General features: G+C 58.8%; 19 protein-coding genes and 1 pseudogene. 13 read left to right on the top strand and 7 right to left on the bottom strand.

All coding sequences use genetic code 11. The features are described 5' to 3' along the window. Positions 1-5 precede the first annotated feature (5 nt). The 5 genes from ACVW1C_RS27605 to ACVW1C_RS27625 all read left to right on the top strand — a co-directional run bounded on the left by ACVW1C_RS27605 (position 6) and on the right by ACVW1C_RS27625 (position 5,462). Positions 6-275: a hypothetical protein gene (locus ACVW1C_RS27605; protein WP_456728291.1), complete on the top strand. Its 270-nt coding sequence runs from the start codon at positions 6-8 to the stop codon at positions 273-275. A gap of 44 nt (positions 276-319) precedes the next feature. Then, positions 320-1,474: a DegT/DnrJ/EryC1/StrS family aminotransferase gene (locus ACVW1C_RS27610; protein WP_456763193.1), complete on the top strand. Its 1,155-nt coding sequence runs from the start codon at positions 320-322 to the stop codon at positions 1,472-1,474. A 530-nt stretch (positions 1,475-2,004) separates the two neighbouring features. Next, a complete protein-coding gene (locus ACVW1C_RS27615; protein WP_456761064.1) occupies positions 2,005-2,478 on the top strand; it encodes a Rieske (2Fe-2S) protein in 474 nt (157 codons plus the stop codon). A gap of 776 nt (positions 2,479-3,254) precedes the next feature. Beyond that, positions 3,255-4,454, top strand: coding sequence for an IS256 family transposase (locus ACVW1C_RS27620; protein WP_456724903.1), 1,200 nt, complete (start codon positions 3,255-3,257; stop codon positions 4,452-4,454). A gap of 660 nt (positions 4,455-5,114) precedes the next feature. Beyond that, positions 5,115-5,462, top strand: coding sequence for a (2Fe-2S) ferredoxin domain-containing protein (locus ACVW1C_RS27625; RefSeq protein ID WP_050420686.1), 348 nt, complete (start codon positions 5,115-5,117; stop codon positions 5,460-5,462). 569 nt (positions 5,463-6,031) lie between these two features. On the opposite strand, the gene ACVW1C_RS27630 is transcribed toward ACVW1C_RS27625, so the two are convergent. Then, entirely contained in the window at positions 6,032-6,775 is a 744-nt protein-coding gene (locus tag ACVW1C_RS27630; protein ID WP_456761065.1) for an OmpW/AlkL family protein, read from the bottom strand. Positions 6,776-7,222: 447 nt separating this feature from the next. Then, positions 7,223-7,637: pseudogene (locus ACVW1C_RS27635) on the bottom strand (ArsC/Spx/MgsR family protein). A gap of 560 nt (positions 7,638-8,197) precedes the next feature. Here ACVW1C_RS27635 and nifH point away from each other — a divergent pair. From nifH to ACVW1C_RS27675, 8 genes are all read left to right on the top strand, one after another. After that, the gene (gene nifH / locus ACVW1C_RS27640; RefSeq protein WP_157348527.1) at positions 8,198-9,082 is read left to right on the top strand and encodes a nitrogenase iron protein; all 885 of its coding nucleotides are present in this window, start codon (positions 8,198-8,200) and stop codon (positions 9,080-9,082) included. Between the two features lie 149 nt (positions 9,083-9,231). Then, complete coding sequence (locus ACVW1C_RS27645; RefSeq protein WP_456761066.1) at positions 9,232-9,942, top strand: nitrogen fixation protein NifQ; 711 nt, start codon at positions 9,232-9,234, stop codon at positions 9,940-9,942. A 371-nt stretch (positions 9,943-10,313) separates the two neighbouring features. After that, the gene (gene nifV / locus ACVW1C_RS27650) at positions 10,314-11,495 is read left to right on the top strand and encodes a homocitrate synthase (protein ID WP_456734186.1); all 1,182 of its coding nucleotides are present in this window, start codon (positions 10,314-10,316) and stop codon (positions 11,493-11,495) included. A 485-nt stretch (positions 11,496-11,980) separates the two neighbouring features. Next, positions 11,981-12,322, top strand: a complete 342-nt coding sequence (nifW, locus tag ACVW1C_RS27655; RefSeq protein ID WP_050402987.1) for a nitrogenase stabilizing/protective protein NifW — start codon at positions 11,981-11,983, stop codon at positions 12,320-12,322. Between the two features lie 294 nt (positions 12,323-12,616). Beyond that, entirely contained in the window at positions 12,617-12,748 is a 132-nt protein-coding gene (locus tag ACVW1C_RS27660; protein ID WP_456728285.1) for a hypothetical protein, read from the top strand. Between the two features lie 547 nt (positions 12,749-13,295). Continuing rightward, positions 13,296-14,405: an electron transfer flavoprotein subunit alpha/FixB family protein gene (locus tag ACVW1C_RS27665; RefSeq protein ID WP_050420689.1), complete on the top strand. Its 1,110-nt coding sequence runs from the start codon at positions 13,296-13,298 to the stop codon at positions 14,403-14,405. 11 nt (positions 14,406-14,416) lie between these two features. Further along, complete coding sequence (locus tag ACVW1C_RS27670; protein WP_456761067.1) at positions 14,417-15,724, top strand: FAD-dependent oxidoreductase; 1,308 nt, start codon at positions 14,417-14,419, stop codon at positions 15,722-15,724. 39 nt (positions 15,725-15,763) lie between these two features. Further along, on the top strand, positions 15,764-16,060 hold the full coding sequence (locus ACVW1C_RS27675; RefSeq protein ID WP_157348532.1) for a ferredoxin family protein: 297 nt from the start codon (positions 15,764-15,766) through the stop codon (positions 16,058-16,060). Positions 16,061-16,243: 183 nt separating this feature from the next. On the opposite strand, the gene ACVW1C_RS27680 is transcribed toward ACVW1C_RS27675, so the two are convergent. The 5 genes from ACVW1C_RS27680 to ACVW1C_RS27700 all read right to left on the bottom strand — a co-directional run bounded on the left by ACVW1C_RS27680 (position 16,244) and on the right by ACVW1C_RS27700 (position 21,109). Beyond that, positions 16,244-16,792: a carboxymuconolactone decarboxylase family protein gene (locus ACVW1C_RS27680; protein ID WP_456761068.1), complete on the bottom strand. Its 549-nt coding sequence runs from the start codon at positions 16,790-16,792 to the stop codon at positions 16,244-16,246. Positions 16,793-16,798: 6 nt separating this feature from the next. Continuing rightward, a complete protein-coding gene (locus tag ACVW1C_RS27685) occupies positions 16,799-17,353 on the bottom strand; it encodes a peroxiredoxin (protein WP_456761069.1) in 555 nt (184 codons plus the stop codon). Between the two features lie 1,422 nt (positions 17,354-18,775). Then, positions 18,776-19,411, bottom strand: a complete 636-nt coding sequence (locus ACVW1C_RS27690; protein WP_456761070.1) for a DUF2478 domain-containing protein — start codon at positions 19,409-19,411, stop codon at positions 18,776-18,778. Next, positions 19,395-20,591, bottom strand: coding sequence for a molybdenum ABC transporter ATP-binding protein (modC, locus tag ACVW1C_RS27695; protein ID WP_456761071.1), 1,197 nt, complete (start codon positions 20,589-20,591; stop codon positions 19,395-19,397). Before modC ends, ACVW1C_RS27690 begins: the two co-directional genes overlap by 17 nt. Beyond that, positions 20,588-21,109, bottom strand: coding sequence for a hypothetical protein (locus tag ACVW1C_RS27700; RefSeq protein ID WP_456761072.1), 522 nt, complete (start codon positions 21,107-21,109; stop codon positions 20,588-20,590). Before ACVW1C_RS27700 ends, modC begins: the two co-directional genes overlap by 4 nt. Positions 21,110-21,357: the final 248 nt, after the last annotated feature.

A 21,357-nucleotide genomic window follows, 5' to 3' on the forward strand; every position in this document is an offset into this window, starting at 1 on the left:
CCACGATGACGCTCACTGGGCAGGAATTGATTGAAATCGAGCAGCTGCTTGCGGCCGACAGGGCCGAGGAGGGGCTGTTTGTCGAGCTGCGGCGCCGCTTTCCGCAGCTTGCTTGTGTGCGCTGTGATGCGTCGGATATGCCGGAGCAGCCATTCCGGCAGTTTGTGCGTTTCGATCTCCATCTGATCGATGGATCGGATCACTGCGTGCAGATTACGGCCGATCCGGCACGGGCGACTGGCATCATATTGGCCAAAAGGAGCGCTGCGCAGTGAGCGGCACTGAGCTCGCAGAGCATCCGTGCGATGGCCCGCACAATGTGGAGAATAATGCATCCTTTATCCCACTGTCGGACCCGGATATTACCGTCGCTGAGCTCTCTGCAGTTGAAACCCTGCTATGTTCGTCGCAGATTTCCAGCGGGCGGATCACTGAGGCGTTCGAGCAGGCTTTCGCGGTCTATCTGGGCCGCAAACATGCCGTTGCGGTTTCGAGTGGTACGATTGGGCTCCTGCTTGCACTCAGGGTGCTCGGGATCGGAGCAGGACATGAGGTCATCGCCTCGCCCTACGCTTTTCGCGAAACAGCGCATGCCATCAGTCTCGCAGGCGCACGGGTGGTATTTGCCGACGTCGACTATTGGTCGGGAACATTGGTTCCAGCGAAGGTCGAAGAGAGCATTACGGCCTGCACGCGGGCGATTGTCGCCGGCAATCCCAACGGTCATCCTGCGCCATGGGCAGAACTGCGGACGGTCGCACAGCGCCACCGGCTGCTGCTCTTGGAGGATTCTACCGAGGCGATCGGGTCGAGCTACAAGGGGGAGCTCGTCGGCCGATTTGGCGACCTGGCCGTGTTCGACTTTGCCCAGCCGGTAGCCCTAAGCTGCGGTGAAGGCGCAATGGTGGTGACGGATGACATCGATATTGCGCTTGGGTTGCGCCGCCATCGCGCCCACCGCCTGGACGAGCGATTCTCAGTCGTCGTCGCGAGCACAGCACCTTACCAGGCTGGCATCAGCGATCTCACGGCTGCCTTGGGGCTGGCGCAGCTGACGCGTCTCAATGAAATCCTGGAGCGGCGTCGGCTCATCGAGCAGCTCTATAACGCGCATATCCAGTCATTTGAAGGCATCAAGCCGCCTTATGTCGCTCCCGATGTGACGGATGTGAACTGGATGCTTTATCTCGTTCAATTGGGGACACGCTTCACGCGATCCGGTCGGGACGCCATCATCGATGATCTGCGCGCCGCCCAGATTCAGTCCGCTGCCTACAGCCAGCCGTTGCATTTGCAACGCCACTATTTTGACCTCGGCTATCGCCGTGGCGATTTCCTGGTTACCGAAAAGGTCGCCGATCGTGCTTTAGCGCTGCCGTTTCACACCCATCTCACGAACAAGCAGATCGCGTTTATCGTGGAGACCATGAAAGATGCCTCGATCAACGTGGGCGCAGGTGCGGCGATCTACTAAGATGATCTTTGTGCACCACATGAAAGGAGGATTGATTGAGCACAATCGTAGCTCTGGGCGTGCGCGAGATGAGAAATCAATCGAGCGCATGTCATGCGATGCCCCGCGGGCGGATAGATATCCGCATAAATGCGGAACACGTCGCATGCCGCTGCATCATGTACTGTTCGGGAAGCTGCGGGAAAATGCTCCTCGCAGAAAGCCTGCTCGATCGTCGCAAAGTGTCGTGCCCACGCCGTGGTTTAAGGCCTACGCGCCAAGATGCTCGAATCCGAGCACGCTGTGTCTCAAGTTAGTCAAACAGAGATTACTATGAACGTACAAGAAGTCATCATTCACGTCCGCTTCGCTCCGAATGGAAGGGTGGTCCAGATCAGCGAGCGCCCGGCAAAGCTCACGCCGAACCAATGGTTTGAAGTTCTCAACGCCCGCGCTAGCTCGGCATATCGACCGCTCGCTCGTGGCCGTGGCATCTTCCGATTGAGCCGTACTACGGTCGAAGCCTTCAAGCAGGAAACTGCGAGGCCGGGATGAGCCAAGCGATGATCGGGAACCCAATGGGCGATCAGATCGAGGTTTTTACCGTCTGTCCGGCCGATGCCATCGAGCGGAGTGGCGCCAGGGGCTTTAGCCTGTCGCGTATCGATGATAGCGGCGAGAGCCGGTTGTTTTCCATTATTGTGGTGCGCACCTTCGGCGACGACTATTTTGGCTATGTGAACCGTTGTCCGCATGACGGCGTCTGGCTGAACATCGGCTCCGGCGAGTTTTTCTCGGCAGACCATTCCTTTCTCAGATGCGGCCGGCATGGTGCAAGGTTCGAGATCAAGACCGGAATGTGCATCGATGGTCCCTGCAATGGACAAGCGCTTGAGCCGGTAGCGCTCGCCGTGATCGAAGGTGACGTTTGCCTATGCGGCGTCGAGCTACTGGAGGAAGATCGGGCTTCCGAGCGCTTCGAGGACAGCGAAGAAACAATGGATATCACGATCCATCCGGATTGACGGCGTATCGTTTGGCTGTTGTTCAAGTTGGCTGAGGGATTTTATCGGAGGACGAAATCGTCGCTCCTAAGCGTTGGTGCAGATGGGTATTATGCTCTCTTAGCGTGTCAGAGCAAACGGCAGTCCAACGCCTTGCTGCCGGGCGCCAGCGGGCTCTGCCGTACCAACAAAAGGTTGCTCTTACATCAACTCGCCAAATGGATCTCTCAGGCGGGACGTGCTTCTTGCTGCCGGTCGATAGAACATGTTCAAGAAATGTCCTCGGCGGCTGGAAGTCCGCCGAGGACACCGTCTGGGCTGCGAGAATGGGGAGACCCAGACTGACAGGATCGTTTGGGAGGAAGAATGACGATCCTGTGTCAGAAGCTTTTGGCCGTCAGCGACGGCTGGCTTATTTTCTGCGCTGCAATTGCGATGCCAAACGCCTCAATGTGACCTCTCAGCGAGTGGCGCCGCGATCTTCGGGGGCCGCCGGTTTACGGACGCATGCATGAATGAACACGCGTTCGCTGTTCGGCATTGAGGCGGCAAGTGCGCCTTGACGGTATCGTGGAGGGCTTGTGGGCGCGATCCAGGACCGCTGTGTTGCCGGTTTCGTGACGGCCGATCAAGTCCGGGCAGGTCGTGTCCCCGGTGGTGGTGTAGCTCGGTAGAGCAAAGCCGCCCGGACGCGCGCCTCAACTAGCGCCGTAGCGGGCGGGCGGCTTTGCGGTGGTCACCGGCGGTTCTCCGGTAGGATCGGGTTGCGACACGCCAACGCAACCGAGGAACCACCGATGACCGACGACATGATGAACCTGCGCACGCTCGTGGAGAAGACCCCTGATGCCGATCTGTTGCGCGAGATGATCGGCTTTGCTGCCCAGCGGCTGATGGAGCTGGAAGTCGAAGGCCAAACCGGTGCAGCCTACGGCGAGAAGAACCCCGAACGGCTGGCCCAGCGCAACGGCTACCGCGACCGGACCTGGGAGACCCGGGCCGGCACGGTCGAGCTTCGCATCCCCAAGCTGCGCAAGGGCTCCTACTTCCCGGGTTTCCTGGAGCCGCGCCGGATGGCCGAGAAGGCGCTCACCGCCGTAGTTCAGGAAGCCTATGTGCAGGGCGTCTCGACCCGCTCGGTCGACGATCTGGTCCAGGCGATGGGGATGAGCGGCATCTCCAAGAGCCAGGTGAGCCGGCTCTGCGCGGAGATCGACGACAAGGTGAAGGCGTTCCTCGCCCGGCCGATCGAGGGCGACTGGCCATATCTGTGGATCGACGCCACCTACGTGAAGGTGCGCCAGCAGGGGCGCATCGTGTCGGTCGCAGTGATCGTCGCTGTTGGCGTCAACAGCGACGGCCGGCGCGAAGTTCTCGGCATGGATATTGGCCCTTCCGAGGCCGAGACGTTCTGGACGGCGTTCCTGCGCAAGCTCGCTCGCCGGGGCTTGCGTGGCGTCAAGTTGGTCGTCTCCGACGCCCATGAGGGCATCAAGGCCACCGTCGCCAAGGTGCTCAATGCCAGCTGGCAACGCTGCCGCGTGCACTTCATGCGCAATGCATTGGCCCATGCCGGCAAGAGCGGCCGCCGCGTCGTCTCCGCCTTCATTGCCACGGCGTTCGCCCAGGACGATGCCGAGGCCGCACAAGCACAGTGGCGGAAGGTCGCCGACCAGCTTCGTCCCAAGCTGCCCAAGCTTGCCGGCTTCCTCGACGAGGCCGAGACCGATGTGCTCGCTTATATGGCGTTCCCGCCGCAACACCGGACCAAGCTGCACTCGACCAACCCGATCGAGCGCCTCAACGGCGAGATCAAGCGCCGCACCGAGGTCGTCGGCATCTTCCCCAATGAAGACGCCATCGTCCGCCTCATCGGCGCGATCCTGCTCGAGCAAAATGATGAATGGGCCGTCCAGCGCGCTCGCTATATGACGCTGGAAACCATCGCGCCGTTGAGCGATGATCCCACTGTCAGCCTTCCGGCGATCGCCAGCTGACCTGCCCGGCTCTTGCCGGTGAACGCGGTCTCCCGCCGCCAGCTACACCACGCAACGGGACACGATCTCCGGGCAGCTTAACCTATAGCCTTGAACGCGGGTCCGCGTTCACTCTGACTGTCGGGGCGTTTGCGCCAGGCGCTATCCTGTTGAGGTAAACAATAGATCGGAAACAGCGGAGCGCACATCATGCGTGCGAACGGCTGGAGCAGAATGGGGGGGCGTCAAACGCGAAGCCAACGATTGTCCTGTCCAGAACAGAAGAAAAACGACATTGTCGGAACTCCAGCATCAACGATGAGGAGCGCCTCGGCAGAACAAGAGTTAGTCGTAAAAACGCGAGGATTCTGCATTTGGTGTGGAACTTGCTTTGCAGCAATCGGATGGTTGAGCAATGTAGGAGCGAAGAGATTGCGATGGTAGGAGAAGACGTTGAAACGAATCAGGAAGCTTGTGCCAGACGTGAGTGATCTGTGGCTGATCTTCAGCGTTTACAATTAGTGTTGCGTTCGCTCATTTCGCCTGCGTTCGCAGGCGCGCATCGCAATCAGTAGCATCAATCTATCGATGCGGCGTTCGACAGCAAGAGACCCTGTGAGGGCGATGCGAGCCCGGGCCATGTCTCTTTCGGATCGCTCGCATTGATCACAGGATAAGCGCATGGACTCAGAAACCGAATTCGAGCTCCCCCAAATTTATAGGCATCATGTCTTTGCCTGCAACACGCAGCGTCCGCCCACTCATCCGCACGGCAGTTGCGGCGCCTCTGGCGCGCAAGCATTGTGGGATCGAATGGGCAAGGCGATCGAAGCGCAAGGCCTTAACGATATCGGTTTCACGATGGCTGGCTGCCTCGGCTATTGTAACTCCGGTCCCTTGATGGTCGTCTATCCTGACGGAATCTGGTACCGCGCGACTACGCCGGAAGACGTCGACGAAATCCTGGAATCCCATCTCAAGCAGGGTAAACGTGTCGACCGCCTCGTGATGGTGCTAAAGCGCAGCTAAACGCCTTGTTTCGCGCCGCTTGGCCGGGCAATCAAGCATGGACAGCTTCTCCGTCGATGAGCTGTTCCCTCGGTACGTCGGTCGGCTCAGGGTGACCGGGTGGCCCTCAGGGGTCAGGACGTTCGAACAGCGCGTCATGGAGCTTGTCGTTATGGCGCTCCTTGAGATGTTCGGTGAGACGGGCCCAGATTAGAGCGCTGCTCGTGCCCGGGCCCTGAACCTTGAGCGTCAACTCCCTTGTCAGACTATCATTGTCACGGCGCAGCGCGGCGCCTTGAATTTTCAGACCCGATCGGCAACTGGCACGGTCGCAACGGCTGACAAAGCAAGAACGTGTTTCGTTCGATGGCTGTTCGATCAATCTGTTCGCGTCACTTAATACTGTCCCCTACGCAGCACGCCGCAAGCGCAAGGCGCGGATGGCGCTCACGATCTTCGCGAGACGACGCGTCATTGACACGCCATCTCGCTCGCGGATGAACTGCGGTGCGGTTGAAGGACGCGCTCGGTGGCTCGCCGCGTCCGGATTTGATCAACCTTGTCTCTTCTCTCTGGATCCTGTTCTGACGTCAGAACTTGTAAGCGATGCCGCCGCTGATGAGCCATGGGTCGATATTGGCGCGCCCGGAGACGGGAATCGCATTGTTTACGGTCGCAGAATAGTCTGGCCGCAGCCACAGCTTCTTCACGTCGAAGTTGAGGCCCCAATGACTGTCAAGCATGTAATCGAAGCCAAATTGGACCGCCGCGCCGAACTGGTTGCTGATGTGCAGATCCGTCACGGTAAGGCCGGCGAGCGACGTATTGGCCGCCGACTGATTGAAGAATGCAGTGTAGTTGATGCCTGCGCCGATATAAGGCTTCAGTGGGCCGAAATCGTTGAAGTGATATTGCAGGGTCAGCGTCGGCGGCAATAGCCAGGCTTTGCCGATATCGAGTCCATTAAGCGCGCCAGTGCCGCTGATGTGATGGCGGGTCACGCCGAGAATGAGTTCGGCCGCGATGTTCTTCGTAAAGAAATAGGTGATGTCGAGCTCCGGTATGGCTTGATCGCTGATCAACAGACCGGAGTTGGGAGAAGACAGCGAAGGTACCCCGGAGACGTGGACTGAACTGCCTGCGGTATCCGGCAAAACGCCGAGCACTCGCAGGCGGATCATCCATGGATTGAACGGTTCGATCGGGGGGGCTTTGTAATAAACCGGCGCCGGACCGAGATCTGCAGCCTGTGCCGAGATGCTGGCCAGCGAGATCGCGAGCGTGAGGAGCGACGTCGTCGTCAGAATTGTTCTTGTTCTCATCGAATTCTCCATTCCAAAAGTCGCGCGATAAGGCGCGCGAGATCTCTGTCACACATGACAAGCGGCGGAGGATTTGATGCGGATCAAAATAGTGGCGCGCTCACCGGAATTATGCGGCTGAGTTGCATAAGAAGCACGGCTAAAAGCGTCGTTGTCCTGGCTTGATAGCTGTTCGATTCATAGTCCGTGCTGAGTCCAATCTCTTCAGGAGAGTGTTTGTTGGCTTGATGCCCCGGTCCAATCCATGCCCGTTGGGCCATGCAAAATCAAAGTGACAATGCAGCAACCTCGCACATTGCAGGGCCGGTAGAGGCAGCATTCACCCGAGGCGCAATATCGGCAGATCCGTGTTACGGAACAGCCAGCTTGGCCTTCTCAGCGAGGGTCCGAGTCGGAGGTCACGAACCAAGCCGGACGCAAAAAATGTGTTTCTTCGCATCAAAGCCTTCTGTCCGAGCCTCACGTTTGCGGACAGCGCGTCCTCGTTTGCGTCATGCACACATCCCTCGAGATCATCTGGGGTCTTGCGGCCAAGCAGCGACAGCACAAGCTCATGATCGAATCCGGCGCATCGTGATCCATCGACGTCGATCAGAGGTCTGCGTATCAGGAGCGGATCGTCTAACATCAACGCCAGTGCGCGCTGGGCGTCAATCATGGCGGGATTGACTTCGCCTGATTTGATACGGGGGGCCGCTTGATTGAACCAGGAGGCAACCGGGGTATTGCCGAAGAAGCGGCGCAGTTCTTGCGAAGCCCATGGCTCCATCAAAATATCTTTGGCTATGATGTCGTGACCGGCAGCGTTGAACGCTTGAATCTGACGCGCATTGGTCGCGCAGCCGGGCTTTCGATAAAAGGTGATTGTCGCCATGTCATACCTATGTTGGCAGCGCTGAGCTGAACGATGGCCATGTCGCTGCTGCGTTCGACGCCCATTCGATGGTCTTGCCGATTATCTTCAATGTCAGTTGGCAAGCGCCGCTGGCATCCGCTGTCCGGTCAGTCTGGATCGCAACCGACATTGTCGCACCGCTCAAGTCCCAGAAAGCCGGTTCACGAGTGGAGTAGCAAGTCCCATTCCGTGGCTGAAGATATGGGACAGCCGATGCAAATGGGCTTCGTGTCAGCGGTTGCCGCTCTTGTTCGCTTTCCGACAGCCGCGCTGACCGATAGGTTCCAAAACAGCCAGGCGCTCTTGCGGGCAGGTGGCTTTTTAAATGTAATCAAAGACTTGGGCAGCGCTTACGAGCGTTGGCACGGCGGTTGCTAATATCGGGCAGCAACACTGAGTGAGGGCTGAGTGCACGCCGACGCGTAAGACGAGCGATGTGCTCCTTCCCTTGAACCCGTGTGCCCCGTTTCTGAGAGAGAGAAACAAGCTCGCGCGTCAGAAGCGCGCAACTTTTGGCAAATCGGTTGATGGAGAGCAACATGTCTTCACTAAGGCAAATCGCGTTCTACGGAAAAGGTGGCATCGGCAAGTCGACGACTTCCCAGAACACGTTGGCGGCGCTGGCCGAGATGGGTCAGAAAATCCTGATTGTCGGGTGCGATCCTAAAGCGGACTCGACCCGCTTGATCTTGCACGCCAAGGCGCAGGACACGATTCTGAGCTTGGCGGCGAGCGCCGGCAGCGTGGAGGATCTTGAACTCGAGGACGTGATGAAGGTCGGCTACAAGGACATCCGATGCGTGGAGTCCGGTGGTCCTGAGCCGGGCGTCGGCTGCGCCGGTCGTGGCGTTATCACTTCGATCAACTTCCTCGAGGAGAACGGCGCCTATGAGAACATTGATTACGTATCCTATGACGTGCTCGGCGACGTCGTTTGCGGAGGCTTTGCGATGCCAATCCGTGAAAACAAGGCGCAGGAGATCTACATCGTGATGTCCGGTGAAATGATGGCCATGTATGCCGCCAACAACATTTCGAAGGGTATCCTGAAATACGCCAACTCGGGCGGTGTGCGGCTGGGCGGCCTGGTCTGCAATGAACGACAGACGGACAAGGAGTTGGAACTGGCGGAGGCGCTGGCCAAGAAGCTAGGCACTCAGCTGATCTACTTCGTGCCGCGCGACAACGTGGTCCAGCATGCCGAACTCCGCCGCATGACGGTGCTCGAGTATGCGCCGGATTCGAAGCAGGCCGATCACTATCGCAATCTCGCTGCCAAGGTTCACAACAATGGTGGCAAGGGTATCATTCCGACACCGATCTCCATGGACGAGCTCGAGGACATGCTGATGGAGCATGGCATTATGAAGCCGGTCGACGAATCCATCATCGGCAAAACTGCCGCCGAACTCGCGGCCTCGTAAAGGTCGTGAGTCGCGGCCTTGTGAAGGCGCGCGACGGATGCCGGCCTCCCTCACCCCCCATCCGGGGAGGCCGGCATTCTGATCAGCGCTCCCGGCCGGGACCAGGACGCGGCGAGGCAAACCTGGCCGCTATAGAGACCCACAAAATCATGTCCGAAGTGCACTTCCTTCCGCTTATGGCTGCTTGTGAGCCTGATGCGAGCAGTTCCAACGGAATTGTAGCCTACCGCCTCCTCACCGGCGTACTTCCTGCGGATGCCGACATTGCCAGTGACAGTCATTTCGACCGCCACGCTTTGGCATCTATTCTGGCGGCTGCCACGATGGATGGCGGCGCTCTTCCGGAGAAGACTGGCCTATCGGGCGATGAACTCGCGGCTTTGCTCGCGCAGTACTTTCCCTCACTTGAGGTCGACCTTCCAGATGAGCTCCTAAGGTACAAATGCAACGAGAACGACGAAATCGCAATGGTGCGCGATCTTCTGCTGAAGCACCGCTCGACGGAAGGAGATCTCGGCCGCTGGCTGGCTGCCATGATCGCCCGACGAGCCATCGAACCAGACCATCTATGGGAAGATCTCGGATTGCGCAATCGTGGCGAGCTCTCTCGGCTGCTCAGCCGTCACTACGCGCCGCTCGCCGCGCGCAATGTCAACAATATGCGTTGGAAGCGTTTCTTCTATCGCATGCTTTGCGAGGATGAAGGCCTCGCGACGTGCACAACACCAGTGTGCACGCAATGTAACGACTTCAATCTTTGTTTCGGCGAAGAAAGCGGTGAGAGCCGGATGGCCGAGCGCCGGCGCGACCAGTTGCTGGAGGCGGCTCGCCAGCAGGTCACCGCTGATTGGCCCATCTGACTTGCCACAAATGTTCTCGTGCGTTGCAGCGCGACAACGCTTCCAGGATCTGGCGATCCCCGCAGCATGTCATCGTGCGGATAAACGCCGCTTTAATGCGAGCAAGTGACCATGGATCCAAGACATGCCGGCCTGAATTGCTCCGGGACCAATCGGCAACATCGCGGCGCGCTGCAATCGCCTTGGCTTTCGAACTCGACCTGGGAGTGGCAAAAGCGCCCGTTTCATGAGCCAGTCGCGTTTGCGACAATCCATTGGCGGGAGGAGGTTAAGGAAGGAAGCGTAGATTTTCAATCCGTTGGCAGGGATAGCGCAGTGGCGTGCGGGTTGCTGAAGGGGATGTGGTCAAGGATAAGGGGTCAGCCTGCGTGATCGCCTCTAGCGAAGAACCCTCATGGTTCGATCAAGAACGCGCGAAGCCGACCGTGCTTAACGATACGACGCTAAGGGACGGGGAGCAGGCGCCCGGTGTTGCGTTCACCACGAAGGAAAAGCTGGCGATCGCGCGGGCGCTTGCGCGGGCCGGGGTCACGGAGATCGAGGCGGGAACGCCCGCGATGGGCAATGAGGAAATCACAGCAATCCGCGCCATTGTCGAAGCAGATCTTCCGCTGACGACGATAGGCTGGTGCCGGATGAGGAAAGCGGACGTCGATGCGGCGATTGAAGCCCGGGTGTCCATGATCAACATGTCGATCCCGACTTCCGATGTGCAGATCGCAGCCAAGCTCGGTGGTCATCGCAGCCTGGCACTGGAACAGGTGAGGCAACTGGTCGGCTATGCTCGTCAGAAGGGGCTTCAAGTTTCTGTTGGTGGCGAGGACGCTTCGCGCGCCAACGTCGAGTTTCTGATCCGGCTGATTGCAGTCGCAAAAGCCGCGGGCGCGTGTCGTTTTCGTGTTGCAGATACGCTCAGTGTGCTCGATCCCGACGCAACCTACGCGCTGGTCAGGAAACTGCGTGTGACCACCGACTTGGAACTGGAATTTCACGGCCACGACGATCTCGGACTCGCAACCGCCAATACACTCTCAGCCATCAAAGCTGGCGCGAGCCACGCTTCGGTGACCGTCATCGGGTTAGGCGAGCGGGCCGGAAATGCGCCGCTCGAGGAAGTCGCGGTCGCACTCAAGCAGCTCTACGGGCGCGAGACCGGCATCATATTTCCGGAGCTCGAGAACGTCGCCGCACTGGTGGCTGCGGCAGCCGCGCGTGCCATTCCTCTGAATAAGGCCATCGTTGGAGAGTACGTATTTACGCACGAATCCGGCATTCATGTCGATGGCCTTTTGAAGGATCAGCGCACCTATCAGTCGCTTGATCCGGCTTTGCTTGGCCGCCGCAACCGCTTTGTGATCGGCAAGCATTCCGGACTTGCGGCGATTACGGCGTTGCTCGATGAACTCAAGCTGGCCGCCAGCGCCGATCAAGCCAGACAGATCCTGTCGCAAGTTCGCAAGCATGCGATCGAGCACAAGCTGCCAGTCGAGCGCAAAACGGTGGCGGCGATCTGGCGCGACGTGTGCGGATGCCCAGCCAGCCAAAGCGGGTGAAGAGCCGTGCTTAGCAACGTTTGCGCCGACTATTCGAGAGACCAAGTGTGTCGCAAGGAGGCTATCCGATGCCACTGACCGGCGCAAAAATACCCCTCTTCCTCAGGCCGATTCGCCGGCCGCAAATCTCCGCTCCAGTTATTGCGGACCATTCCAGCATACATGCTGTGATCTGCAATCCAGCAGCGAGCGGTCCGCGGACTGCCAAGCGACGTCTTCTCTTGAGGCTGCTGTCCCGCCCGACCACCGGTCCGACGAGCATCAGCACCGATTGCGGTTTGGCCGTTCATGCTCCTTCCTCATCCGGGCTGACGTCGGCGCCAGCCGAACCTGCAGATCTGGAGAGCGAAGTTGAGCGCCTCGGCGTTCCAGGGGCGGGCGTTGGCGATGCGCACCCGCTGTGCGAGGTAGAACCGCGGCAATATCATCAGGCGCTAAGAGTATCTTATTTGGCGTCCGAGAGCTGATCCAAAGGAGACCTTTCGATGATCAACTCATCCCCGGCAGCCCCTATCCTGGACCGGCTTAGCAACGCCTCGTCGGCAGAGGAGTTCTTTTCGCTGCTTGGCGTCGATTATGATCCGAAGATTGTAAATGTCGCGCGCCTTCACATCCTAAAGCGCATGGGACAATATTTCGCCAAAGAGCAATTCTCTGGCGCCACAGAGCCGGAAATCAGAGCTCGGTGCAAAGCGATGCTGGAGCAGGCTTATGCTGATTTCGTGGCATCGCCGCCGATTGATCAACGAGTATTCAAGGTTTTGAAGGACGCGGTTGCAGGCCCAGGCAAACCGACAGCTTTTGTTCCGTTGAGCGAGCTGAAGTGACTTCGCGCTCCGCCGTAATGAGGTGTTCTCTAACGATTGCCGTGCGGTCTGAAAGCTCCTTCATCCGGATCATCTCTCCGCCAGCCATGACCCGAGCGACGCTGTCGCATTCCCGACCCATGTCCGGACTGATCGTGTCCAATGCCCTGAGCGAGCATTTAAGTTTCTGTCAAATCATTGCTTCCGCCTGACTTTTGATGGTTCTTGCAAGTGGTACGACACTTGCTGTCGTCGTGCCTATCCCGTCATCGATGCTGACAGATGGCGGTCGTCCGAGATGAAAAAGGAACACCTATGACGCTGCTTCTACCGCCTGCCGAGCGATGCGGCATGATCTCGCGGCTCACGCTCGCGCCCGGTCCGTTCGATATGGCCTTTGATGCGAACGAGGCCGACACCGACCGTGAGATGGTGGTCAGTGGCTAAGTCGTCCGTTGCGCAACATCTGGAGAGGGCATGTACATAGTCGTCAGCGTCGAGCGAGTCCGCGGATGCGCGCAAAGTGGCATTCGTCGCAATGCGGATAGCAACATGCGTCCGGCGGAGGCGCCAAGCTCGGCCGATGCAAGGTGCCGGGGCTGGAGGCTGACCACGCAGTGCATGACAGGTGCGCAGATCCGATCGCTTTGGTGGGCGCACCCGGTGCAGAGCGCTGGGCCGAAAGCGAGGCGCCGATACTGCAGAGCAGGCGGACGCAACAACTCTTCCGGGCACAGATGCCGTAGCGGCGTCGCGGGCACCGTGGCGCTTGTCGAACCGAGCGCGCGAGGCACTACCGTCGAGGACATCTCTGGCTCTGGCCCGCCCGGAGCGTCTACGTCGATGACGAGTTTTACTGCCTGGTCGGTTTGCACTAAGCGGGCCGGGCAGCCGAGCAGCCGGCCATCTGCTGATCAGAACTGATCCTCAGTCAACTGAATCTAGATACAAACCTGTGGCGCGGGCGCGCGTATTCTTGAGGGGACTTTAAAGCATGAGCAATGTCACCAAAACGGCTGTGCCTGCGGCGGCCGGCCGGGCAGCAGCCAAGAAGGAACTGCCGGAGCACTTTAAGGCCTACAAGCATGTCTGGGTTTTCGTCGAGCTGGAGCGCGGCCAGGTGCATCCGGTTTCCTGGGAGCTCATGGGAGCGGGGCGCAGGCTTGCCGACAAGCTGAAGGTGAATCTCGCCGCGGTCGTTGTCGGCCCGGAGGGGCAGTCCACCCGTAACGCCGCGCTTGAATCCTTTTGCTATGGGGCCGATCTGACCTATCTCGTGAGCGACAACGTTTTGGCGGATTACCGTAATGAATCCTATACCAAGGCGCTCACCGAACTCGTCAATACCTACAAGCCCGAGATCCTGCTGTTGGGCGCGACAACGCTGGGACGCGATCTCGCGGGTTCGGTGGCGACGACTTTGTCAACGGGACTCACTGCCGACTGCACCGCGCTCGATGTCGACGCCGATGGTTCTCTTGCGGCGACGCGTCCGACCTTTGGCGGCTCGTTACTCTGCACGATCTATACCTTGAATTATCGTCCGCAGATGGCAACAGTGCGCCCGCGGGTCATGCCGATGCCTGAGCGCGTCGAACGTGATGCTGCCCGTATCATCGTCCATCCGCTCGGCCTTGTCGAAGACGATATTGTCACGAAAGTTCTGTCGTTCCTCCCAGATCGTGATTCCGAGACATCAAATCTAGCCTATGCCGACGTCGTGGTTGCGGGTGGCTTGGGACTGGGATCGCCTGAGAACTTCCGGCTGGTGCGCGAGCTCGCAACTCTTCTTGGCGCTGAATATGGCTGCTCGCGTCCTCTGGTGCAGAAGGGGTGGGTTACGTCTGATCGGCAGATCGGTCAGACCGGCAAGACGATCCGGCCAAAGCTCTATATTGCGGCCGGTATTTCCGGCGCGATCCAGCACCGGGTGGGTGTCGAGGGGGCGGATCTGATCGTCGCCATCAATACTGACAAACGTGCTCCGATCTTCGACTTCGCCCATGTTGCGATCGTCAGTGATGCCATGCAATTGCTGCCGGCGCTGACGGCGGCATTTCGCGCTCGGCTCTTGCCGAATTCGCGCGCCCGGATCGCGGTCTAGAGGAGATTATGATGATTGAAGAGAGGTTCGATGCCATCGTGGTAGGAGCCGGTATGGCTGGTAACGCGGCGGCGCTGTCCATGGCCAGGCAAGGCATGAAGGTGCTGCAACTCGAGCGCGGCGAATATCCTGGATCGAAAAATGTGCAGGGCGCAATCCTCTACGCGGACATGATGGAAAAGCTAATTCCCGAGTTTCGCGAAGAGGCGCCGCTCGAACGTCATCTGGTTGAACAACGGTTCTGGATGATGGACGACCGCTCGCATGTCGGGATGCATTACCGCTCGGACGACTTCAACGAGGAGCGGCCGAACCGTTACACGATCATACGCGCGCAGTTTGACAAATGGTTCTCGTCAAAGGTGCGCGAAGCCGGCGCGACCGTGCTCTGCGAGACGACCGTGACGGAGCTCGTACGCGACGAGCGTGAAAGGATTGTCGGCGTTCGTACAGATCGCCGCGACGGCGAAATACACGCCGATGTCGTCGTGCTCGCTGAAGGGGTCAATGGTCTGCTTGGGACGCGCGCGGGCCTGCGCGCGCGGCCGACACCCGATAACGTTGCGCTCGCCGTCAAGGAAATGCACTTCTTGCCTCGCGAGACTATCGAAGCGCGTTTCAATCTTAAGGGCGAAGAAGGCGTCGTGATCGAGGCGGCGGGCACCATTTCCCGCGGTATGACCGGAATGGGTTTCATCTATGCCAACAAAGAGTGTATTTCGCTGGGCATCGGTTGTCTCGTCGCCGATTTCCAGCGCACCGGCCAGACGCCCTACGGCTTGCTCGATCAATTCAAAAGGCATCCCTCTGTGTTGCCTCTGCTAGCAGGTTCCGAAGTCAAGGAATATTCAGCGCATCTCATCCCTGAAGGAGGCTACAAATCGATCCCGCAGCTCTACGGGGAAGGCTGGGTGGTCGTTGGCGATGCGGCGCAACTCAACAATGCCGTTCATCGCGAGGGGTCCAATCTCGCGATGACCTCAGGTCGCATAGCGGCCGACGCGATCGGCCTGGTTAAATCGCGCGGCGAGCCGATGACAGCGACAAATCTGTCGCTCTACAAGAAGATGTTGGATGAGTCCTTCGTCATCAAGGACCTCAAGAAGTACAAGGATTTGCCGCCCCTGATGCATACTCACTCACAAAACTTCTTTCTCACCTATCCGCAGCTCATCTCTAAGGCAATGCAAAACTTTGTGCGGGTCGATGGTACGCCCAAGGTTGAGAAGGAGAATGCGACCTTGAAATCCTTTGTCAAGGCGCGCTCATGGACCGGTCTGTTCGGCGATGCATGTCGTTTTGCGCGAGCCTGGCGCTAATTATCAACAGTGTGAGTTCCAAGTATGGAAGGACAAAGCATGGATGCCGAGCCCTCGGTGCGCGTGGAAGACAAGCTGTATTACAACCGCTACCTTGTCGACATTGGTCGTCCGCACGTCAAGGTTCGCGCACACACGTCCCCATCGCCGCAGCTAGTCGCGCTTTTGAAAGCGTGCCCCGCGCGATGCTATGAGCTGAACGATGAGGGGCGGGTCGAGGTGACTGTCGACGGCTGTATCGAGTGCGGTACCTGCCGGGTGATCGCCGAGCCCACCGGCGATATCCAGTGGAGTTACCCGCGCGGCGGATATGGGGTGCTGTTCAAGTTTGGCTGAGGGTAAGGTGAGGATGGAACGAAGCCGTGGTACGAACCGCCCCTAAGCGTCCGAATATTAGCATATTCGCGCGTTCCGCCTCTGGCACGGGCGCGAGCAATTCGAGCTAGGCACGTTTCAAGGTAACCGGTGTGGCGATACGGAACGGCGCCACACTCTATCGATCGGATGGCAGAGGAGAAATCAGCCCGTTGCCTGGGATGAGCTCGGCCGAGCGGCCTCGATTGCAGTCGCCACTGACTGGACGATCGCAGCAGATCGCACGGCGGAGAGGATCACTCCGGAGCTGATTCCCGCAGCTCGCAGTGTCTTCTCGTGGGCATCGATACAAGCACCGCAGCCGTTTATGGCGGACACAGCAAGCGACCATAGCTCGAAATCAGACTTGTCAACACCTGGACTGCCAATCACGTTCATGCGCAGCCGTGGCGGCATCGTCTTGTATTCCGGATTGGAGGCCAGGTGAACGAAGCGGTAGTAGACATTGTTCATCGCCATCACAGCGGCGGCGGATTTCGCTGCGGCGATCGCCACGGGCGTCATGATGGCGGCCGCGGCGGATTCCATTGCGGCAATTACGTCTGCATTGCGGGTGGCAATTGCGCTCGCCAGCAGAAGCCCGTATTGCCGCTGCGGAGAGAGTGTCTCATCGGCCATCAGGGAAGTCAGATTGAGCCTGACGTCCTTGGCGAAATCGGGGATCTTTTCGTTCAACTGTTCAATCGACGACATGCTGCCTCAAGCGACCTTCAGGACTTCGCCGCCGATTTCGCGATTGCAGGGACAGAGCTCGTCGGTTTGGAGAGCGTCCAGCACGCGCAGTGTGTCCTTGGGGCTGCGTCCGACGTTGAGATTGGTCGCGTAGACGTGCTGGATCGTGTTGGCGGGGTCAACAATATAGGTGTAGCGATACGCGACCCCTTCGGGGGAACGCACACCAAGGCCATCGACCAAGGTCCCCTTCGTGTCGGCAAACTGCCAGATTGGCAGATTTTGCAAGTCGACATGTGAGCGTCGCCACGCAAGCTTGCAGAACTCGTTGTCAGTCGAGCCCCCCAGTATCACTGCATCGCGGTCAACGAATTCCTTGGAAAGCCGGGCAAACTCGGCGATTTCGGTCGGACAGACGAAGGTAAAGTCCTTGGGATAGAAGAAGATGATCTTCCATTTTTCTGGAAAGCTAGCTTCGGTCAATGTCTCGAATGCACTCTGCCCATCTTCTTCGTGCGCGTGAAAGCCAGGCTTCACGCCTGTGATCTCGAACGGCGGCAATTGACTTCCAATTCCAAGCATGCGGTCCTCACACGTTTGTTTTCCTGACATGGTGACCACGCTGATGAAGCAAACGATATGCCATCAGTTTCAAGAGCCGATTGTCCTAGTTGCGCCGCGCAGCGGCTTGGCTGCAGATTTCCCCCTCGCGCATTAAGCCCGCTCGAAACGGCAGGAGCTCACCAAGCTGCAAGGATTTGCCGCACCTGAAACGGGAATGATAACCGACCAGGCTCGCGGCGGCAGCAACGAAGGCATGAAGTCTACGTAGCGTCAGGTTGCAGAGTTTCAATCGTACATAGGGCATGGCTCTGAGGCTTCGTGAGCACGAGGAGAGGCTTCAGTATGTCAGGTCCTTTAATGGTGCGCGGGAGTATGTTCTGTGCAGGTACGACCCGGTTGGTTGTAGCTAATGTGAGACGTAAACTGAAGGGTCGAGACAAAGCAGAATCTGCAGTGCCAATAGCAGATCCGGGGGGGCCAGCGGCAATGGCGCGGCCCGCTTTCTGTCGCGATGTGCCGCATGCGACCCCAGCCGGGCGGGTGGCCGAACGCCTTGCTTTTCGAATGACAAGTATCTGGCTTTCGTTTCTCTTGGTTGTTTTGAGGATATCCAGCAAGCACCTATTGCCTTGGAGGCCGGAGCGCCCTCTGCAGCAGCCAGGGCCGGGCAGATAAGAGTGATGCGTGCGCCCAGAGAGGAGCGCGAGGACAGTCGCTTTTGTTCAATTTGACGAGCTTGGCGTCCGGCTTCCTTAGGCCGGAGGCTCCGTGATTAGTGCACCGGAGCGCGAGCTGGTGCAGCTGTGAAGAGTCATCTCATCAAAGGAGAATGGTGTGGAACCGGTCTATAACGATCCGAACTATTGGATGTTGGTACGCTGAGCAGCAGGAGTTGCAGCGCGCGCAACAAGAAGCAGAGGTCGGTCGACTTCCTGTTCTTGCCGGTCAATGATGCCAGCGCCACGGACCTCGATCACCGCGGCTCCCATTGGTCGTTGTTGCTGGTGGACCGCCGCGATTGCGCCAGGCCGGTTGCCTACCACTACGACTCCGCGCGCTGATAAAACGACAGACCTGCAGCAATGCTCGTAGCGCGGATGGCTGCAAGACGCCTCCGTACGCCAGCAGAGGAACGGCTATGATGCGGCGTCTTTGTGGTCGACGGGACGCAGGCGCTGGTCAGGCGGTTGGCGGGAAGACGGCAGCCAGATCTGAACCTTAGCGACCTCGTCGTCGATCGGCAGGCACTGCAGAACAGACTGAGGGGCTGATGTCGGCTTCAACCGAATAGCGCGCGCAGCTGCTTGAACTGCGACTCCCCGCCGATTAAACGTCCGCAATCGGAGCGTTCGCAAAGCATAATGCATCATGGTGTCTCGTAACGAGGAGCGGAGGCCCGAGCTAAGGCTTTTTTCAGAGACGGCGAAGGAGCCCGACGGGCTATTTCGGAGCGGACGTATCCGCTGGTCGTATAGTCGTCATCAAACGCTCCGGTATCACAGTGCCTAAATAGTCGCGGCTCGGGATGAAAGCCCAGCTGTGTCCTAGGCGCGAGGGGAGATCGCGCCACCATCGCTGAACGATTTGGCGATCGCAAAGTAGCAACGTGCCAACATCACCCGTGCAAGTTCGCCGGGCGGCAAGGCATGTAACCAGAACGGCTATCATAGGTGGTACGCCACGGCCAATTGAGTCCACGAATTCGGCGCGCAGGCTGCTGCCAGCTGCTTGCTGCCGGCAAAATGTGCTCGTCGCGAGGAGATTGACCAGGTGGCGAAGCGCTCGGGAAACGATAGCTGCGGCCTTCGCAAGTCCATTTATATCGAGCTTATAAGACAAGACTGCGCTGCCGACTTGCTCGCAAATCGAGATTTGTTGCCCTGACGTAATGTCCCCTGCGACCAAGCAGGGCGTACCGTGTGCGCCCGTCAAACGTCGCCAGATGATGCCGCCGACGCGTACGCCTCGCCGCGCGAGATTCTGGGCCAAATCGCCCTGCTGCATATCTACATTGTCTGGCCAGTCGAACACGGCCGCAATATGCTTCGGATCTATCTCATCAAGATTGCCGCTCACTGTCGTACTCCGATTGCTGTTCGTTTCTCGTATCGGCGCTCGTCTGTCGAACGCCTCCTGCTGATGTGGAAGGCCTTACGAGCAACCGCTCTGGGACTACGACCGGCAAGGCGCGCGCGACCTCGGCGAATACGTCAGTGCCATTGCTGAGCCGTAGCGCATCAAAGGAGCGACGTGGGATGCGGGCCAGAAGCGGTACGCCCGAACGGCCAGTTTCGAGAGCTAGGACCAAGGTGACCTCGGCATCGTCGAACGGCAGAGAAGCCTTGATGCGTGCTGGAAAAACATTGAGGATAGAGCTGGCGCGCGGTGGCTCGCAAGCGATGCTGACATCGTCGGCTGCGACGCGCAGCCGCAGCTGTGCGCCCGGCCTAAGAGGCGCTCCAGGGATCAACAGGCGCGCTCCTTTGAGGCGGAGGATGACGAGCCCATAGCGCCCGTCATAGCCGCCGACCACGGTATCAAGGCAGACCGCCGCATCGCCGCGCGCGGCAAGCGCCGGGGCGCTCTGAACGACGTTGAGTGGCCCGGCCGCAGTCACAATGCCATCTTTCATCATGACGAGATGATCGGCAAAGCGCTCGATGTCAGCCATGTCATGGCTGACATAGATCATGGGCAATGGGAGCTTTTCTCGCATGAGCTCGAGAAATGTCAAAATTTCGCATTTGGCGGAGCGGTCGAGCAAAGTGAGCGGGTCGTCAAGCAAAAGTAGTCGAGGTTGTGCTAGCAGCGCACTGCCCAGGGCAAGGCGCTGTCGCTCGGCGCCAGAAAGATGCGATGGCGAACGCTCGAGCAGTGGGGTAAGGGCGAGCAATTCGACCACCCCATCAAAATCGATCAGTGTCGGTTTCGATTTCGATGCGTTGAACAGAAGGGTACGCTTGACGGAAAAATTAGAAAAAAGAATTGGGCGCTGGAATACATAAGCGACCGGACGCAGATGAGGCGGCCGAAACGTCGTTTGATCTTGCCAAATCTCGCCATCGATTGCGCAAAATCCACCCGGCAGACGCTGCACGCCGGCGATGCAGCGTGCGACCGCGGTCTTGCCGCAGCCAGGCGGGCCGAAAATTGCCGTGACGCCTTTCGCGGGTACGCTAAATTGGGCCACTAACGGGATGTTTGCGATAGAGCCGTTGAAGGCGAATTCGATAAAGCCAGGTTTTGCTTCTCTCACGTGCCCGCGCCTGTGATGTATCTTTCTACCAAGATCACGAGCAGAATCGCCGCGATCACCATGCCTCCGAGAGTCCAGTCTGTTGCGTTCCAGCGCGGTGTCTCCTCCCCAAGGGGGCCATAACGCGTGGCTGCGGCATTACAGATCGATGGTGTCAGCGGCTTGTTGAGTATCTCCGAGCCGTTGATGATCGAGGTAATCGGACGCTGCCCTGCGCGCTTGCCGATCACGCAGGGAGAGCCCAATTCCAGCATCGTGGAATGCTCAGCCGGCTTGGCCGGGTGGCCGAGGGTGTTCGTTGCAAGCTGAATTGGCGCCGCTTGTGATGTTTGACGGGAAGGCTGTCGGCTCGCGCCAGAGCTCAAGATTGGCTCTGCGGCCGAAATCCCCTCCCATGACGCCACAGCTTTGGTAGCAGATGTGAAGGCTACGCCGGCGCCCAAAATCGTGGCTTCTGCGCTCCCGGGTGCAAGCAGCATCAACGTCAGATCGATCAAGATCAATCGAATAAGCCTCATCTTTGACTCCGGGTCCGCTGCGGCCGCCTTCTTCGCGCCAGCACGTTAGTCCTTGCCCAGCAATCCGCGTGCCGTTGCTGGGAATATGGTGCGCGGCTGGCGTGACAAAGGGGCTTCGCATCGGTCTCAGCCCGACGTCAAAGATGGTCGTATCTTATGGTAGGGTTTTGGACGATCGCGTCATCAACCGCACATGCAGGGCGATGAGATGGAAGCGGGGCGGGGTACCATCGTCACTTGCGCTTTGG

The organism is Bradyrhizobium sp. USDA 4011 (assembly GCF_054063415.1).

Coding starts and splice junctions, on each gene's coding strand:
- ACVW1C_RS27605 (WP_456728291.1), top strand. CDS start 6: ATGACGCTCACTGGGCAGGAATTGATTGAAATCGAGCAGCTGCTTGCG.
- ACVW1C_RS27615 (WP_456761064.1), top strand. CDS start 2,005: ATGAGCCAAGCGATGATCGGGAACCCAATGGGCGATCAGATCGAGGTT.
- ACVW1C_RS27620 (WP_456724903.1), top strand. CDS start 3,255: ATGACCGACGACATGATGAACCTGCGCACGCTCGTGGAGAAGACCCCT.
- ACVW1C_RS27625 (WP_050420686.1), top strand. CDS start 5,115: ATGGACTCAGAAACCGAATTCGAGCTCCCCCAAATTTATAGGCATCAT.
- ACVW1C_RS27630 (WP_456761065.1), bottom strand. CDS start 6,775: ATGGAGAATTCGATGAGAACAAGAACAATTCTGACGACGACGTCGCTC.
- nifH (WP_157348527.1), top strand. CDS start 8,198: ATGTCTTCACTAAGGCAAATCGCGTTCTACGGAAAAGGTGGCATCGGC.
- ACVW1C_RS27645 (WP_456761066.1), top strand. CDS start 9,232: ATGTCCGAAGTGCACTTCCTTCCGCTTATGGCTGCTTGTGAGCCTGAT.
- nifW (WP_050402987.1), top strand. CDS start 11,981: ATGATCAACTCATCCCCGGCAGCCCCTATCCTGGACCGGCTTAGCAAC.
- ACVW1C_RS27660 (WP_456728285.1), top strand. CDS start 12,617: ATGACGCTGCTTCTACCGCCTGCCGAGCGATGCGGCATGATCTCGCGG.
- ACVW1C_RS27665 (WP_050420689.1), top strand. CDS start 13,296: ATGAGCAATGTCACCAAAACGGCTGTGCCTGCGGCGGCCGGCCGGGCA.
- ACVW1C_RS27670 (WP_456761067.1), top strand. CDS start 14,417: ATGATTGAAGAGAGGTTCGATGCCATCGTGGTAGGAGCCGGTATGGCT.
- ACVW1C_RS27675 (WP_157348532.1), top strand. CDS start 15,764: ATGGATGCCGAGCCCTCGGTGCGCGTGGAAGACAAGCTGTATTACAAC.
- ACVW1C_RS27680 (WP_456761068.1), bottom strand. CDS start 16,792: ATGTCGTCGATTGAACAGTTGAACGAAAAGATCCCCGATTTCGCCAAG.
- ACVW1C_RS27685 (WP_456761069.1), bottom strand. CDS start 17,353: ATGCTTGGAATTGGAAGTCAATTGCCGCCGTTCGAGATCACAGGCGTG.
- ACVW1C_RS27700 (WP_456761072.1), bottom strand. CDS start 21,109: ATGAGGCTTATTCGATTGATCTTGATCGATCTGACGTTGATGCTGCTT.